This window comes from Roseovarius sp. THAF9 (genome assembly GCF_009363715.1).
Classification (GTDB): Bacteria; Pseudomonadota; Alphaproteobacteria; order Rhodobacterales; family Rhodobacteraceae; genus Roseovarius.
Genome location: NZ_CP045405.1, coordinates 78260 through 94823, shown reverse-complemented (window position 1 = coordinate 94823; position 16564 = coordinate 78260). Strand labels below are relative to the sequence as shown.

At 56.8% G+C, this 16564-nt stretch carries 17 protein-coding genes; 4 read left to right on the top strand and 13 right to left on the bottom strand.

Annotation, left to right across the window (positions count from 1 at the left end):
• Positions 1-3: 3 nt before the first annotated feature.
• Genes FIU86_RS20440 through FIU86_RS20390 form a run of 12 tightly spaced genes read right to left on the bottom strand, consistent with a single transcriptional unit; the run spans position 4 to position 9575 of the window.
• Positions 4-1929 (bottom strand): penicillin acylase family protein, encoded by a 1926-nt coding sequence (locus tag FIU86_RS20440; RefSeq protein ID WP_057796578.1) that lies wholly within the window; start codon positions 1927-1929, stop codon positions 4-6.
• A 24-nt stretch (positions 1930-1953) separates the two neighbouring features.
• Positions 1954-2121, bottom strand: a complete 168-nt coding sequence (locus FIU86_RS22655; RefSeq protein WP_057796579.1) for a hypothetical protein — start codon at positions 2119-2121, stop codon at positions 1954-1956.
• Complete coding sequence (lnt, locus tag FIU86_RS20435; protein WP_057796580.1) at positions 2121-3692, bottom strand: apolipoprotein N-acyltransferase; 1572 nt, start codon at positions 3690-3692, stop codon at positions 2121-2123. The genes FIU86_RS22655 and lnt overlap by 1 nt, the downstream gene beginning before the upstream one ends.
• Positions 3689-4159, bottom strand: a complete 471-nt coding sequence (lspA, locus tag FIU86_RS20430; RefSeq protein WP_057796581.1) for a signal peptidase II — start codon at positions 4157-4159, stop codon at positions 3689-3691. Before lspA ends, lnt begins: the two co-directional genes overlap by 4 nt.
• A 4-nt stretch (positions 4160-4163) precedes the next feature.
• Positions 4164-4946 (bottom strand): ZIP family metal transporter, encoded by a 783-nt coding sequence (locus FIU86_RS20425; RefSeq protein WP_057796582.1) that lies wholly within the window; start codon positions 4944-4946, stop codon positions 4164-4166.
• 22 nt (positions 4947-4968) lie between these two features.
• Entirely contained in the window at positions 4969-5427 is a 459-nt protein-coding gene (locus tag FIU86_RS20420; protein WP_057796583.1) for a DUF411 domain-containing protein, read from the bottom strand.
• Positions 5428-5430: 3 nt separating this feature from the next.
• Positions 5431-6804, bottom strand: a complete 1374-nt coding sequence (locus FIU86_RS20415; RefSeq protein ID WP_057796584.1) for a M23 family metallopeptidase — start codon at positions 6802-6804, stop codon at positions 5431-5433.
• A complete protein-coding gene (locus FIU86_RS20410; RefSeq protein ID WP_057796585.1) occupies positions 6801-7427 on the bottom strand; it encodes an SCO family protein in 627 nt (208 codons plus the stop codon). The genes FIU86_RS20415 and FIU86_RS20410 overlap by 4 nt, the downstream gene beginning before the upstream one ends.
• Positions 7427-7894, bottom strand: a complete 468-nt coding sequence (locus FIU86_RS20405; protein WP_236544576.1) for a copper chaperone PCu(A)C — start codon at positions 7892-7894, stop codon at positions 7427-7429. Before FIU86_RS20405 ends, FIU86_RS20410 begins: the two co-directional genes overlap by 1 nt.
• A gap of 28 nt (positions 7895-7922) precedes the next feature.
• The gene (locus FIU86_RS20400) at positions 7923-8582 is read right to left on the bottom strand and encodes a thioredoxin domain-containing protein (RefSeq protein WP_152477312.1); all 660 of its coding nucleotides are present in this window, start codon (positions 8580-8582) and stop codon (positions 7923-7925) included.
• Positions 8579-9001, bottom strand: a complete 423-nt coding sequence (locus tag FIU86_RS20395) for a disulfide bond formation protein B (RefSeq protein WP_057796587.1) — start codon at positions 8999-9001, stop codon at positions 8579-8581. The genes FIU86_RS20400 and FIU86_RS20395 overlap by 4 nt, the downstream gene beginning before the upstream one ends.
• A 4-nt stretch (positions 9002-9005) precedes the next feature.
• Positions 9006-9575 carry an SCO family protein gene (locus tag FIU86_RS20390; protein ID WP_172977597.1) on the bottom strand — a complete coding sequence of 190 codons (570 nt, stop codon included), beginning with the start codon at positions 9573-9575 and terminating at the stop codon, positions 9006-9008.
• A gap of 552 nt (positions 9576-10127) precedes the next feature.
• Between FIU86_RS20390 and FIU86_RS20385 the strand changes: the two genes are divergently transcribed.
• Genes FIU86_RS20385 through ccmI form a run of 4 tightly spaced genes read left to right on the top strand, consistent with a single transcriptional unit; the run spans position 10128 to position 14305 of the window.
• A complete protein-coding gene (locus tag FIU86_RS20385) occupies positions 10128-12119 on the top strand; it encodes a heme lyase CcmF/NrfE family subunit (RefSeq protein WP_057796639.1) in 1992 nt (663 codons plus the stop codon).
• A gap of 4 nt (positions 12120-12123) precedes the next feature.
• Positions 12124-12675: a DsbE family thiol:disulfide interchange protein gene (locus FIU86_RS20380; protein ID WP_057796588.1), complete on the top strand. Its 552-nt coding sequence runs from the start codon at positions 12124-12126 to the stop codon at positions 12673-12675.
• Positions 12672-13157, top strand: coding sequence for a cytochrome c-type biogenesis protein (locus tag FIU86_RS20375; protein ID WP_057796589.1), 486 nt, complete (start codon positions 12672-12674; stop codon positions 13155-13157). The genes FIU86_RS20380 and FIU86_RS20375 overlap by 4 nt, the downstream gene beginning before the upstream one ends.
• Entirely contained in the window at positions 13154-14305 is a 1152-nt protein-coding gene (gene ccmI, locus FIU86_RS20370; RefSeq protein WP_057796590.1) for a c-type cytochrome biogenesis protein CcmI, read from the top strand. Before FIU86_RS20375 ends, ccmI begins: the two co-directional genes overlap by 4 nt.
• Positions 14306-14403: 98 nt before the next feature.
• On the opposite strand, the gene FIU86_RS20365 is transcribed toward ccmI, so the two are convergent.
• Positions 14404-16506, bottom strand: a complete 2103-nt coding sequence (locus FIU86_RS20365; RefSeq protein WP_057796591.1) for a protein-disulfide reductase DsbD — start codon at positions 16504-16506, stop codon at positions 14404-14406.
• Positions 16507-16564: the final 58 nt, after the last annotated feature.

The window sequence follows — 16564 nt, the reverse complement described above, 5'->3', positions numbered from 1 at the left end:
TGATTATCGGCTCCTCCCTTGTTTTACTGCCCGGCTGTAGGCGGATAAGGGTGAAAGTCGCGAAGTTCCTACTGCGCCACCCCGGGCCAAAGATAGATCGGTTGACATCACGAGGTATTTGCTCTGCATCCACCTAGGAAACAGGTTGTCGTAGAAACGTGACAGCGGATGGCCGGACTGACCGGCAGGCGTGATGAAATAGGAGAGGCTTTCATCCGAAAACGACATGACTGCCTGAAAATTAGTGCCGACGCTGGAGGCGACCGGGCGGTCATTGTCAGAAGCGATCAGTGTATAAGGGTCACCCGAGTATGGCGCTTCGAGAGACAACAAATCGCTGATAATCCCGTTCGACTGGATTGGCGACCACTGCATATTCAGTGTGTGTTCCGCGCCCCAGAACCAGACTGAAGGATCGCTTCCGTACCGGTCAACAAGCTTGGCAATGGCATCATCCAGAGCTGCACGAGCCTGATCCTGGCAGGTCTCAATGCGGGCGGACGGGCGGATGTCGCACCAGATTGCGCTCCCTCTTCGATCTGAAAGGACCGCGGATAGGAAATCAGGATTCGGTCTGGTCCAGACCGCAGTTGCAGATGGAAACTCATCTTGAAGTATGCGTCTTTGCAAAGCACGTACCCATGTCCAGAACACGAGCGGTTCCAGTGAGTAGCGACCCATCTCGCCATTCCATTGAGAAAGCTCGTCCAAAACTTCTTCGCGAAGCTTTCCGACTTTGTTCTCCTTGATGTCGCTTGCGGAACTCACGAACCAGAGCTCTTTTGCCATCAGCGGAAGAAGGGTACGCGCGACAGCGCTGACCGTGTCGCGTTGAACCGCAATCGCGCTCTCGACAGTGAATACGGGCCGGCGATCATCGAGAACTGCAAGTCTGGCGTCTTGAAATGATCCAGGACGCTTGACCTCGCTTTCAGGCCAAACCGCCAGAGTTGTCCGGTCGACCGCTAGGACCTCCAATCCATCTGGCACCTTGTTCATGGTTGCGTTCAGAGCATAGTTCACACCGGCGGACTTGGCCAGACGGTCGAGCATCATCAAGAAATCACTTGTCTGCGCAGCTTTGGAAACTTCTGGTTCTTCTATTTCATTTGGCGAAAAAGATCTGAACGCCCAGGCGACGCGCTCGTTGTGACCAACGACAATGAAAGGCACGCCTGGCATCGTAGCGCCAATCGCGACCCCTTCCGGCGTTTGAAGGTCTGCCAAGTACCATTCGGACGGCAGTGACAAAGGACCACTGATATCCGCCGCAAGCATCGGTGCTCCGGTAGTAGTCCGATCTTCGGGCAACGCCCACGCAGTCAGTTTGACCCTTGGAGAAGCGGCAAACAACTCGGGTGTCGCGGGTCGATCTGACGGAATCTGGTTATCTGGGAATCCAGACAGTTCGTTCTGAAGTTTATCGGGGCGAAGATCGTTCAGAAATGCGTTTGCGACATTGATGCTATCAACGGGCCTCCACGCCGCGATCGTTCTCTCATCCGCGATCAACAGTTCAGGTGCGCCTCTGCCGCGCCCGCCTTCGGACACCAGCCCAAGCCAGGCGTTGACACCTGCGGCATATGCTTCGAGTGCATCCGATGTCGACGGTTCAAGTTCAGCTATCTGCTCAAGTGGCAATAAACCTTGCGCTGTCCGCCTTGCCCTCAATAATTGCCCCAGCCGGTCTTGCGCGTGAACGAAACCGAGCGCGAAATAGCTGTCTGCAGCGGAGCCGGCGGAAATGTGTGGTATAGCTGAAGCATCTCTCAGGACGTTAACCGGGCCTTCTATACCCGCAACGCTAAAGTTCTCTTCATAGTCAGGAACGGAGGCATTGAGCAGAAAGTAGCCAGCACCCCAAACGAACAAGCCTGATGCAAAAATCGACAGGAACAAATATAGTGAAATGAGGATCAGCCGTCTCAATTCGTCGCCCGTACAAAACTAGTTTCAGGATATGATGCGCAAGAAGATCAACGAGGCGAAATAGGCGAGCAAGCCGAAGACAATGCCGGAGCTTGTCGCATATTGAAGCATATCCAGGCGGTCCCCTTTCCGTCGCCGCGCCAGATAGCCACCCCAAATCGTACCTCCGACAAATCCCGCGAGCACCAGCATCACAATTCCTCCGATCTTGTATTTTCGCGATTGAAACGTTGACATGTGAATCCGACGGCAAAGGCTATGCCCCAGGCCGCACAGATGAGCGCTAGCGACGTCCAATCACCGAAACGTGCGTAAGGCGTGGGCGCATGCGCTGCCGGAAGCCTGGCATCTATGACACCAGTTTGCCCGATGTCGAGACGGGCGACGATCTCTCCGCTGGCATCGATAATCGCGGATATCCCAGTGTTGGCCGCGCGGACCACGGGAAGCCCTTCCTCGACCGCGCGCATGCGCGCGGAAGCGAGGTGTTGCTCAGGTCCAATGCTGGTTCCGAACCATGCATCATTTGTACCGTTGAATATCCAGTCAGGACGGAGAAGCTCATCGACCACCTGGCCCGGAAAAATGATCTCGTAACAGATCGCCACCCCGACCAGAGGTGCCCCAGGGATCGCCAGTGTGCGTGGCCCTGGTCCTGGCGTAAAATCGCCTAACCCTTCTGTCAGCCGCTCAAAGGGCAGCAAGCCTTTCAGGGGCACATATTCCCCGAACGGAACGAGATGATGTTTTGCATATCCCGCCAGAATCTCACCGCTGCCGTCATAGGCTTGTACAGTGTTGAAATATCTGGTTGCCCCATCTCCCTCTACGCGGTCCGGCGCACCTGTCAAAAGGACCCTGCCGTCTGGCAAAGCCGCAGATATTTGCGTGCGCGCAATGGCGTCCTCGTCCAGAAAACCGGGGAAAGCCGTTTCCGGCCAAAGCAGCAGATCGAAACGGCCGGGTCGCACAGACAATCTCAGGTATTTTTCCAAGGTTCGCTTGCGGCTGCCCGGTGCCCACTTCTCGACTTGCGGCACATTGCCTTGAACAATGCGCAATGTAATGTCTGTCGGCGGAACGTCTTGACTTGACCAAAGTGTACCGCCACCCCAGAGACCCGTCATCGCAACGGAAAAGAGCGCGAAAACGGACAGACGTCTCTTTGGCGCTACCGCAATCAAAACACTTGGCAAGGTGCCGATGAAGACCGTGAGAAAGCTCATGCCGTAGCTTCCAACCCAGGCCGCTGGCTGTCGCAGCGCGGCGTGATCGACCAAAGCATATGCAGCAAGGTTCCACGGAAATCCTGTCAGAACATGACCCCGCAGCCATTCCGTGGCCATCCAGCAGGTCGCAAGCAAAAGGCCCGCCTTAATACCATGGAGAACTCGATGCTGCATTATGGCGGCAAAAAGCATAGCTGCGCTGGCCGGGAAAATCGCTAGCCCGGCGGACAGTCCCACTACTGCTGGGATCGCCAGTGCGCCGAAACGTTCGGCATCGACGTAAAAGCTCTCGGCGATCCAGGAAATTCCAATCCCGAATTGGCCCAGTCCGAAAGCCCAACCGACAAGGAAAGCGCGCGAGGTTGAGATGTTCCGGAGAACAATAAAGAGCACGGAGAAGGAGACAGGGACCGCGATGAGCCAAGAAAACGGCGGAAGGGTCAAAACCGTCAATCCGCCGGCAACAAGGGCAAGACCTGTGCGCGGGAAGAGGTTTGGGTCCTCACTAACGAACTGCGGCAAACCTGGCTTCATGAATCGGTCTGAAGTCGAGCGCCAACCCACGGCGCACTGAGCAGCACCACGCCGCCAACCACAAAAATATCGGCCATGTTGAAGGCAGGCCAATGCGCCGTCCCGATGTAGAAATCGAAGAAATCCGTCACTGCACGAAAGCGCAGGCGGTCCAGAATATTGCCAAGAGCACCGCCGATGATCGCACCATAGGCAATGGCCTCGACCCGGCTGCTGGAACGGATCAGCATGGCCGCCAACCAGACGCAGATGCCAAGCGCCAATACGACAAGGCTCCACCATGGCGCACCGCCGAGAAGCCCGAAGGTCACCCCGTCATTGCGCAGGTAGATGAGATTGAAGCCGGGAAAGACCGATACACCGGAACTAAGTACAGTCGCATTGGAAACAACGATTGCCTTCGTTGCCTGATCGACAAGAAAGGCGATTAGAGCAGCAAGCAGACCGACGAAGAGGCAAGTTCTCATACGCTTATCCCAGCCAGACGTCGAGGAACAACATGATGACAAGACCAACCGCGAGGCCGAGCGTCGCCCTGTTCTGATGGCCGGACCGGTGGGTTTCCGGAATGATCTCGTGGCTGATGACGTAGAGCATCGCACCTGCTGCGAAGGCGAGACCCCAAGGCAGCAGCGGTTGCGAAAGACTGATAATGCCCGCGCCGAGAAGCCCACCGAAAGGCTCGACGAGACCGGTCAGAGCGGCGATGCCCCAGGCGCGAAACCTGGAATATCCCTCGCCGAGCAACGAAACCGCCACCGCCAGACCTTCGGGGGCATTCTGTAATCCAATACCGATAGCAAGTGGCAACCCGCCCGACAAACCGTCAGCCCCGAACCCGACGCCGACGGCAAGCCCTTCGGGAAAATTGTGGATCGTGATCGCGATGATGAAAAGCCAGACGCGGCGCAGCGATGCGGCGTCTGGGCCTTCCCGCCCCGACTTGAAATGCTCATGCGGCAGCCGTTCGTTCATCAGAGCAACGGCGCCCATGCCAAGCAGAATCGCAACGCAAACGATGGCCGCCGGGAGAGCACCGTTGTCGAACTGTCCTTCGGCTGCGTCGAGAGCTGGAATGATCAGCGAAAAAAACGAAGCAGCGAGCATGACACCCGCTGCGAAGCCAAGCAGCAGATCGCGCGTAGCCCGGGACGGGATGCGCCCAAAAAGAACTGGGACCGCCCCGACCGCAGTCAGCGATCCGGCGGCCAGGCTTCCAAGAAAGCCAAGGGTAATTGGAGAGAAAGGTTCCAAGCGCTGAAGTCTCGGCGATACGTCAGTCAGCGGCCGAATAGCTGCTAAAGATCTCGGTCGATCCATCGCCGCGGATCAGGAAGACGTCATAAGCCTCACGATCGTCTTCCGGTCCCATGCCCGGCGAGCCATAGGGCATTCCCGGCAACGCCAGCCCCACTGCATCAGGACGCTCATCCAGAAAACGCTGAATGTCTGATGCCGGCACATGACCTTCGATCACGTAGGCGTCGACCAAAGCCGTATGGCAGGACACCATGCGCTGAGGCACGCCATTGTCGAGTTTGAAGCGCACAAGAGATCCCCCGAACATGTCCTCGCCTGTCGGCGCGAATCCGCTTTCCTCCAGATGCTTCATCCAGGAGTGACAACAGCCGCAGCCGTTTGTCTTTCGGACGTCAATCTGGATCGCAACGGCGACAGCTTGCCCCGCGGGAAACAAGGCCAGCGTGACTGCAAGGGCGGGAGCCAATCGTTTCATGGATCAAAGCCTTTCGGTTGTCGTTTCGGCAAATTCGCTGGCGAGCCTCTCAGCCAGAAGTGAACGCGCCTCACTCAGTCGCTCAAGCGCGGCCGTGTCGTCCGCTTCACGCTCGGCCGCCTCTGCTAGTCGGTCGTCAGAGAGAGGATCGGTCGGGCGACCGTCGACCAGAACCTCATAATGCAGATTTGGGCCGGTTGCGGTGCCAGTTGCACCGACGCGGCCGATCAAATCTCCGGCCATCACTCGCTGCCCTTGTTCGAGTGTGTCCGGCACCTCGCTGAGATGTGCGTATCGTGTCAAGGTGTCGGATCCATGCGCTATCTCCACCACCCGGCCATATCCACCACGACGTCCGATAAAGCTCACGCGTCCGGGCGCCGTTGCTTTTACCGGCGTACCGCTTGCCGCGGCAAAGTCGACGCCGGTGTGCATGCGCACATTCCCATAGACTGGGTGTGTGCGACGGCCAAAGACGGAACTCAGCCGCGCTCCTTCCACCGGTTGCGCAAACACGCGCAGCACTTCTCCGTCGACATAGATCGTCGCTTGACCGCTGCCGTCGTCCGGCCAGACGATCTCGTAGACCGATCCACCAAGATCCAGCTCAGCGAAGGCAAGCTCAGGCTGACCAATCCTCTTGTTCCCGTCTCGGGCCTCGCGCCAAAGGAGGCGCATCGTCTCGCCACCCGCGAGATCACGACGGAAATCCACGGTGCCGCCCAGCATCTGCGCCAGGTCCACCGCAAAACGGGCGGGGATGTCTGCCGTGTCCAGGGCAGCGAAAATCGAGCTCTCGATCACCGCCTTGCCGGCGAAAGTCACCAATTCGGGGTCCGGCTCCAACACGCGAGCGGCAAGCAGTTCGCCGAAGACCGCCTCTATCCGGACACCGTCTTCGACGGCGAGTTCTACACGACGCGGGTTGTCGTCCGTTGTGGAAACCACGGTAACGATGTGACCCGGACGCAGACGGCGCAAATCGTATTCCGCGCCAATCGCCAAGGCGATTTCGGCGCGATCCGAAGCATCCAGCCCCGCATCGGAGAGGACCGCATCAAGCGTCTCGCCCGACGCAATCTCGCGCGACCAGGTGACCAGCGAGGGCTCGATAGATGGCAAGGAGGTATCTGTGGGGGAAACGGTCAGGAGGGGCACGGGTCTGAACTCGAATGCGATATCCGCCTGGGCGAGTGTGGGGCGGACCGAATTGATTTCGGCAATCCGGGGCGGCGTGAGCGGATCGGGAGTCCAGAGGGTCGCTTCAGCAATCGAAGGGGGCACCGGTTCTTTGGACAGAACGCCAGAGATGGCGATGCCGGCAACCGAAATCGCGCCTGCGACCGCCACGGCCGCCAAGACAGTTCCTATCTTCATTTTGCCCCCTCTACGTTTTCTGTCAGTGCGCGCCGGATCTTTGGCACCGCGAATTCTCTTGGTTCGTGATAGTCGATCATCGTGACGAGCTCACCCTCGGCATCGAACAGGAATACGCTTGCCGTATGGTTCATCGTATAGCCGCCGCCCTCAGTCGGGACGCGCTCAAATGAGGCACGAAACCCTTCTGTGGCGCGGGCAATCTGGTCTTCCGGCCCCGTCCAGCCACGAATGACCGGATGAAAATAGCCGACATATTCGGCCATGGCCTCAACCGTGTCCCGCTCCGGATCGACCGTGATGAAGACAACGTTCATCTCTGATGCTTCGTCGCCCAGTTCCTCAAGCCAGCCGGAAATATCCGATAGGGTCGTCGGGCAGATGTCCGGGCAGTAGGTGAACCCGAAGAATACCATTGTCGGACGACCGATCAGGGTGCCAGGCCCTACCTCATTTCCCTCGTGGTCGGTCAGCCGAAACTCCATCGCCGATAGGGGCAGGGGCCGCTGCCCTTTTGGTTCAGGCGCACCAAGCCCGTCCACCCGCCACCAGCCCACGAAGAGCGTCATGCCAAGGACGCCGGCACCGGCTGCGCCGTATAGAAGGAGCTGCCGACGTTGCATCAGCCCTCTGGTCCACGCGCGGCGATCCCGAGGATTGGGACCTCGACCGTCACCTTGCCGCCATCCGAGAAGGTCAGTGTCAGCGGGAAAGTCTCGCCTTCGGCCATCGGCTCTTGCAGCTTCATGAGCATGGCGTGCAGCCCGCCCGGCTCCAATGCCACGCTTTGGCCGGGCTCAATCGTGATCTCGCCTGCAGGCGCCATGGAACTGAGGCCAGCGGAGTCGGTTTTCGTCTCATGGATCTGGGGCATCATTGCCAGCGGTGTCGCAATTTTGGTCAGCGTAACGGCGTCGTCACCCCTGTTGCGCACGGTCATGTAGGCAGCCCCCGGACGGCTCGTGCCGATCGAGGCGCGGGACCACGCGCTCTCGACGACGACATCCTCCGAGCCGGCAAATCCCGGGGCCGACAGGCCCGTGAGCAGCAAGAGAAAGGCCAATCCCTTGATGTGTGGAAGTTTTTTCACGACAATTTCTCCTGCATCTGACCGCGTATCAACTTTGGCTGGCCGCAACTTCCGTCGCCACCAGCCGCCGTAGTTCCGCCTCACCGAACGGGTCTAGCGGTTTGGCATTTACGTAAAACGTGGGCGTTTGTCGCACGCCAAACGTTTTGACATCGGCACGGTCTTGGTTCAGCACCGCTACAACATCGGGGGCCAGCATCTGCGTCTGGGGCGCTTCGACATCCAGACCTCCGCTTGCGGCAATCTCAAGGAGCAAACCCGGCTCCGGCGCACCATGGGACGCCCATCGGGGCTGCTCTTGCAAGACCGCTTCGAGCACCGGTTCGAACACGTCCTGCATCCGCGCAGCTTCAAGAACACGGATCGCTTCCACCGAAGCGTCCCCGTGAAAGGCAGTGTATCTAATTACGACACGTACCGCATTACCGTGCCCAGCCATGATATCCTTGACCACGGGATAGAATGCGCGGCACGCCTCGCAAGCTGGATCGAAAAACTCGACAATCGTGACAGGCGCCGTCTCGGGGCCGAGGATCGGGGAATAGGGCCGGATCAGCCCATCGGCCAATTGCGGGTCGACGGGGGCGGCCTCGGCAATCGCCTCGGGGCGGGTTGCGTACCATGCGGCACCGCCGAAACCGGCGGCACCGAGAGCGAGAACGGACAGGATGAGGCCGCGTCGTTTCATTTTTGTGTTTCCTTCAGTGAGACAGCCGACAGCAGACCGATCATCGCGAAGGCGACGAGCGCCATCAGTGGGATAGGAATGCCGAAGAACAATTGATTGTCGTCGGTACAGGATGGGCCGCTCGCAGTGCAGGGCTGGATGCGTTCGGGAATCAGCCCGAAATAGAGGCCGAGGTGCCAAAGTGCTATGGCGGCGCCACCGATAGCCAGCGCGATCGCGTAGCGACCGACGCGCCGGTCCTGCCACCACAGCCCAAGCCCGAGAATTATGGCCAAGGGGAACATGAAAGTGCGTTGAACCCAGCAGAGTAAGCAAGGAGTCTGCCCCAGCACCTCCCCGATGAAGAGTACGGCGAGAGATGCGTTTAGCGCGATGAACCAAGCCAGGCCGAGAGCAGTCTCTCCGGAAAGTCGGGTCATAAAATCAGAGCCTCTCTCTTAGGTCGGCGAGGATATCTTGAGCGGGGGTGCCATAGGGCCAAGATTTTGCGAAGCCTGCTTGCGTGTCGAAAAGGAAAAGATGTGATGTATGCCCCATTGTATAGCCGTCTGATGCTGCAGCTTCCTCGATCCGCTCGTAGAAGATTGGAAAGGTTTCGGATGTCTCATCGATCTGTTCCGGTGTGCCTGTGAGCCCGATGATGCCCGCGTCGAACTTTGGCACATACTGCGCCAGTGCGGTCGGGTTGTCTCGTTGGGGATCTATCGTGATGAAGATTGGTTGGACTTTTGACGCGTCATCTCCCAAACCCTCCATCACCGCTGCGACCTCTGAGAGCGTCGTTGGACAGATGTCAGGACAATTTGTGAAGCCGAAGAAAACCAGCATCCACTGGCCTTCGAAGTCCTCTTCTGTAAAAACCATTCCATTGTGCCCTGTTAGTTCGAACTCCGCAAAAAACGGCGGTTCACTTACATCTCGCCAGCTGGCGGCACGGTAGTCAGCCGATAACAAAAACCCGATAAAGGCGAACGATGCCGCACCCGCCAGCATCCACAATATCTTCTGAAGACCTGAAAGCACCACGCAGCTTTGCACAATTTCTGCTCCGATTTTTTCTTTCTCGTACATCCTGCAGCAGCTGTAGGTTCAAGCTCTTTTATCCTTCTGAGACGGCACGTCACGCGACTGTGAATGGGAAGTTGCCATCCGTTTTGAATGACTGCCCAGATTGTCATTTGTCGTATTGGTTAGGTTCGCGATCGACGTCACGCTGGTGACGATCTGCAAGCATCCACGATGCCAAGGTCCGTGCAAAGCGTTTTAAATATTAAAAGATAGCAATCAGCGGATCTGAGAGCCAAAGCAAAAATTAAAACGTTTGAACCTACAGCTGCTTCAGGAACTACGATGAAGTCGAATCAACACAGTGGCTCCAATCGCGACTTGGACACAGAAAGTTTCCGGTTGGGTCGATGTCAATAATTCGCGAAACCGTTCTCGACTGGCCGAAGTAGATCGAAATGATAAGAAATCTCGTTGACCAATGCCATAGTGGAGAAGTCGTTCTCCGTGATCCGAGAGCGCTCGTCGGGAACATGCAACATGACGCCTGAGATTGGACAGTTTGCGCTAGTCTTGGCGCTTGCAGTCGCAATTGTTCAAAGTGTCCTGCCAATTGTAGGGGCGAACACGGGGCGCGTGCTTTGGATGGAAAGTGCGAAGACGACAGCCGCGATTCAGGTGACATTGGTTGCAATTGCGTTTGGCGCACTCATGCGCTCATTTGTTGTCAGTGATTTCACTGTTCAAAACGTAGTGGAAAATTCCCACTCGCTAAAGCCGATGATCTTCAAGGTTGCGGGCACTTGGGGCAGCCACGAAGGGTCCCTGCTTCTCTGGACCCTTATTCTCGTACTTTTCGGGGCTGGGGTCGCGCTGCTGGGCAGAAACATTCCGGTTGGTCTCAAAGCGCGAACGTTATCGGTTCAAGCCTGGATTAGTGTCGGTTTCCTGAGCTTCATGCTCTTTACATCCAATCCGTTCGAGCGGGTTTTCCCGCCGCCTCTGGATGGCACGGATCTTAACCCGCTTCTGCAGGACATCGGGTTGGCGATGCACCCCCCGCTCTTGTATTTTGGGTATGTCGGCTTCTCGATCGTCTTCTCCTTCGCGGTCGCGGCTCTGATAGAGGGCCGGGTGGATCCCGCATGGGCGCGTTGGGTGCGGCCATGGACTCTGACGGCCTGGATCAGCCTCACTGCGGGGATCGCACTCGGCTCTTGGTGGGCGTATTACGAACTTGGCTGGGGCGGCTGGTGGTTTTGGGACCCGGTTGAAAACGCATCCTTCATGCCTTGGCTTCTCGGCACGGCACTCCTGCACTCGGCTATTGTCACGGAAAAGCGGGATACGTTCAAAAGCTGGACCATTCTTTTAGCCATCCTGACCTTTTCTCTGTCACTTCTTGGGACATTTATCGTCAGATCCGGCATTTTGACATCCGTTCACGCGTTCGCGGTCGACCCAGCGCGCGGCGTGTACATTCTCGGCCTTCTTGGTGTGACAATTGTCGGCTCACTGACACTTTACGCATGGCGCGCGCCTCAGCTTGGATCGGTTGGCGTCTTTCGGCCAATCAGCCGCGAGGCTGGGCTTTTGCTCAATAATCTTCTGCTCGCGACCGCAACGGCGACCGTCCTTTTTGGAACACTCTATCCATTGTTTGTGGAAGCGGTGACTGAAGAAAAGATCTCTGTAGGACCACCGTATTTCAACGCGACTTTTATCCCTTTCATGCTGCCGCTCGTCATAATAATGGGAGTTGGCCCATTCCTGTCTTGGAAACGGGCCGATCTTCCCGGTATCTGGCAACGGCTGCGTTTGATTTTTGGTATCGCGATTGGTGTCGCGGGGATCGTTTGGTACCTTCAGACAAACGGGCCCCTGCTCGCTGTGGTCTCAATAGGGATTGCAGCCTGGGTTTTTTTTGCGACTTTGCGCGAATGGGCGCTGCGTATCAAGCTCTTTGATCTACCGCTTTCTCAGTCGCTGCGTCGCGCGCGGAACCTGCCGCGCTCCGCGCACGGTATGACGCTCGCGCATCTCGGCGTTGCAATGCTTGTGCTTGGATTCGTAGGTTCAACAGCCTGGAAGGAAGAACGTGTTCTTTTCGCAGAACCGGGGTCGACCGTGGACATCGCAGGTTTTGAGGTAATATTCGACGGCGTCGAACGGTTCCGTGGTCCAAACTACATCGCACAACAAGGCCAGCTTCGCGTCTTGAAAGATGGACGGGAGATTACGCTTCTTCGTCCGGAGCGCAGAAGCTATCCAGTTGCGGGGACGTCCACAACCGAATCTGCAATCCGATCAACGCTAAGCGGTGATCTCTACGTCACCATCAGTGAACCTGCGGCCGAAACGGCGTCGGGCCAGTGGAATTTGCGCATCCTCTACGAACCACTGGTTAATTGGATATGGATCGGAGCGACGATGCTGGTGCTTGGCGGGTCCCTCTCGCTATCGGACCGGAGATTGCGGGTGGGTGCGCCGTCGCCAAAGAGCCGGTCGTCAGCGCTTCAACCGGCGGAATGATACGATGAAGAAAATCATTCTCGCGCTGCCAGCGCTGATCGCAGTAGTCTTGGGTGGATTTTTGTTCTGGGGGCTCAACCCAGACCGTGATCCTAACGCAATCCCTTCCGCTTTGGTCTCCGAACCAGTTCCGGATTTTGAACTCCCACCGGTAGAGGGTACTCAGACACCCGGACTGTCGTCCGCAGCCCTTCGTAGCGTTGGCGAGCCGGTTTTGGTCAATGTATTCGCTTCATGGTGCGTGCCCTGTCGTGCTGAGCATGTGGTGCTCACAAGGCTTGTCGAACAGGACGGTGTTCGGCTGATGGGGATCAACTACATGGACAAATCAGCAGATGCAGCCAATTGGCTGGAGGAGCTTGGCAACCCCTATGAGAGGATCGGATCAGACAGCGAAGGCCGCGTCGGGATTGAGTGGGGTATCTCCGGCGTACCGGAGACTTTCGTGATCGATGGAACGGGGATCGTAGTCTATCGCTATGTTGGTCCCATTGTGACGCCAGAGGCACAGGATGAAATTCGTGCTGCGTTGGCCGCAGCAGGTGGTCAATCATGAAGGGTTGGCTCTATTTACTCGTACTGGTGCTTGCCGCGACAACCGCGGCCTGGGCTGTGGAGCCAGATGAGTTGCTGGATGATCCGGTGCTTGAGTCGCGCGCCCGGGAGCTTTCAAAGCAGTTACGCTGCGTTGTCTGCCAAAATCAGGATATCGATAGCTCGAATGCTGGTGTTGCCCGAACGATGCGCACCTTGCTGCGCGAACGTCTGATTGCAGGTGAAACAGATGACGAGATCATTGCGTTTTTCGTAGATCGCTACGGTGACTTCGTCCTTTTCAAGCCGCGACTGAAACCCGCCACATATTTGTTGTGGTTCGGACCTGCGGTTCTTCTTGCCGTTGGGATTAGCGTTGTCTTTGTCACAATCAGGCGCCGAAGCAGGGCGGTTCTTGATGGCACTGCTGATCCACTGAGCCCCGATGAAGAGCGTGAGTTCGAGGCCATTTTTAAGGAGAATGAAGGACGGAGAGGCCCATGATTTGGTTGGTGTTAGGCGCGATGGCATCCATCACCGCCCTCCTGTTCTTGTCCTGTCTCTATCGAACGGGTGAAGTCCTGAATAGAAAGGATGGAGCGTTGGTTATCCTCAAGGATCAGCTTTCCGAAATTGATATTGATCAAGAGCGGAATCTGATATCCGTTACCGAGGGGGACGCGGCCAGGGTTGAAATCAAACGCCGCATTCTGGCTGCCGGTCGGCTTGCGACACGTGAGTCGTCGCGCGCAAGTGGGCGAAGCATCATCTTCGCGTCCGCCATTGCTACGCCATTGGTAGCCTTTGCTTTGTATTCTCAAATCGGCTCGCCAAAGATCGAAAGCCAGCCTCTGGCGTCTCGCGCATCTGAAATCCAGAAAGCCGCAAACCTCTCAGAGTTAACCCAGAGATTAAAAACCCGGCTTGAAGCTGACCCGTCGGGTGGACCAAGTGATGGTTGGGTTCTGCTCGGTCAGACCTATATGCGTACAGCTCGTTACGATGATGCCGCCGATGCATTCGAACGCGTCACAGTTCGCGACAATGTAGATATCTCAACCCTACTGCTATTTGCCGAGGCCTTGATCGCAGCCGAGAACGGGATCGTGACGCCGCAAGCGGAAAGCGTGATCGAACGTGCATCAGAGATGGACCCTGATGATCCAGGCCCAATTTTCTATAGGGCCCGGATCCTCGAACAGGACGGGGTTCCAGAGGAAGCGAGGGCGCTTTTGATCGAGCGTCTCAAGAGAGCGGATCGCGCCTATCCGTGGATGGAACTTTTTCTGTCTGTCGCCAACCGATTGGGGGAACAGGTCGGAGAGACCCCTGTCACTCTAGCTGATTTAATTCCGGATCCACAGGACGCACGGGGCCCCCGTGCGGTCGATATCGAGGCCGCCCAAGATATGTCAGTCGAGGAGCGCAGCACTTTTGTCCGCTCCATGGTTGACCGCTTGGCGGCGCGATTGTTGAATGACCCAGCCAATCTTGAAGGATGGCTTCGGCTAGCGGAGGCGTACAGTGTGTTGGGTGACTTTGATGCTGCCCAGAACGCCGCCGGCAAAGCGCGCAGCTTGGCCGAAAGCCTTCCGGAAACCGACCCGACGCGTGCCGCCGCCACGGCCCGATTGGATCGGATCAAAAAATAAATTGAGGCTGCGAATTCTCAGATACATAACAGCTTCCCTTCACCTGAAACTGAACCATTGCAGGTTCTGCCTCTCTTGAGCGATGCAACGGCACTATTTCATCGTTTTCGGACAGCGCTGAGATCGGCAGCCGACAGCGCTTCGAGAACCGCATCCACGGATAGCAATTCAGATAGAATGATACCTTCAGGCGCATCTGGACCGTAGACGATGTTGAACGGAATTGCGTATCTGCCGTGTGTCTCGAGATAGGATTGGATTCTCGCGTCCGGTCGCGTCCAATCCGCGCGCATCGCAATCACCGCTTCCTCGCCAAGTGCTCCCAAAACTGGTTCACGATCTAGGACCAGGGTTTTGTTTGCTTTACAAGTGATGCACCAATCCGCAGTAACGTCCACGAATACGGTTTTGCCTTGCGACACTTCACGCGCGATCCGGGACCGGTCGAACTCGACCCAGTAAGAATTGATCGAGTCTGTTACATCATCGGAGCCTTTTGGCAGCAGTGCAGGGGCCGCCAACGTCATGCCCAAAACCGCAGTCATTCCCCACAGCAAACCGTTATTGGGCTGGGCCTGATAGGCTCTCGTAGCCAGTACGATGAACCCAAGACCCAGCAGCACCAAGCCTGTGAGGGTTGGCGACGTCACACCAATCAAGACCCAGCATAGCCATGCAACGGTTCCGGCAAGCAGCAATCCGAGAACAATTTTCAAGCTTATCATCCAAGGTCCCGGTTTGGGCAGTCGGGACAGAAAACCAGGCCAAGCGGCAACCAGAATATATGGCAGTGCAAGCCCAATCCCCATCGCTGTGAAAACCGCAAGTATATCGCCTGTCGTGCCGGAAAGCGCGAAGGCAATGGCTGTCCCCAGCAACGGGGCGGAACAAGGCGTTGCAAGTATCGCAGCCAGAGCGCCGGTGGAGAAGTCTTCGGCATACCCCCGCCCAAAGCGGCCAGATAGCCTCGCCATCCAACTGCTGGGCAAAGAAATTTCAAAAACTCCAAACAAATTAGTCGCGAAGAGTCCGACAACGAGAATGAGTGCTGTCAAGAAATATGCATTCTGAAATTGCATACCCCATCCAACGGCATATCCGAGCATCTGCAGCGCTATGACCGCAAAGGCCAGTACCCACATGAAAGCAACAGTTCCCCCAGCCGTAGCGACAAACCCCGCGCGCAATTGTGAAACGGAGCGATTCTTCATTCGAAGCGCCGATCCGAATTTGATCGATAGAACTGGCAAGACGCATGGCATTACGTTCACTATCAACCCTCCCAGGAAGGACAGCAAGAGAATCGGGAAAAACTGACCCCTATCTTGGCCGGTTTCGGATGCGTAAGGTGGAGCAGGTACAATGTCGGTGGTGTTCACATCATCGAATGTAACCGCGACATCGTCGTCCACGACAGTAATTCGAAGGGAGGATTGTTCCTCGCTTAACGCGAGAATCGGAATACTTGCCCAAAGACCGGTACGATCATTTGTAAGGCGGATATCGGGCGCACCGAATGCAGAGCCTGCATCAGACTCCGGAAAAATATCGGGATTGTTCCAGCCAGAAGGCCGCGTCATGTGAATAACCAAAGATTGACCCTGCTTCAGCGCTGCGCCCGAGATCGCTATTGCGCTTTCTGTTCCTACGACAGGTACGCGAGCGGCCCATGTCGCGATTTCGGTCGCGGCTCTAGCGTCGACGCCGGATCCCAATGGAACAGGGAGAGTCAGTTCAAACCTTTCCGGGACGCACACATTGGAGCAGATCAGCAGATTGACGATTGCCTTCAGCTCGGCTGACCTATCAGAATCCATAAGCTGCAATTGTAACGGAAATGTAACTTTCTTGCCGTAGCCAAAGTTTTCAATTCCGAAGGCGCGAAAACGCGTGGGTGCGGGCCAAAGCATGTCGACGGATTCAAGGTTTGTGGACCCTTCCCAGTCGATCTCCGGCGGCAGGCCAACCTCGCCGGGTGACCGCCAGTACGCTTTCCATCCTTCCTCCAATTCAATCTTCAAACCCGCCGAAAGAAACAGCGATCCCGGGGCGATTCCCGCTTCCGCGACGATCAAGCGCGCCGTCAGTGCTTCGGACCGATACGCATTGGACTCCAAGGCGCGAACAGGACTTGCCACTAAAACCAGAAAGATTGCAAAACTCACAAGCAACCCGCGATACCAAGCCAAGGCTATACGCATTCTCTGACCTCTTTATCTAAGCGTTCTGTCTGGGCAAGATGACGCACTGTGCAATGTC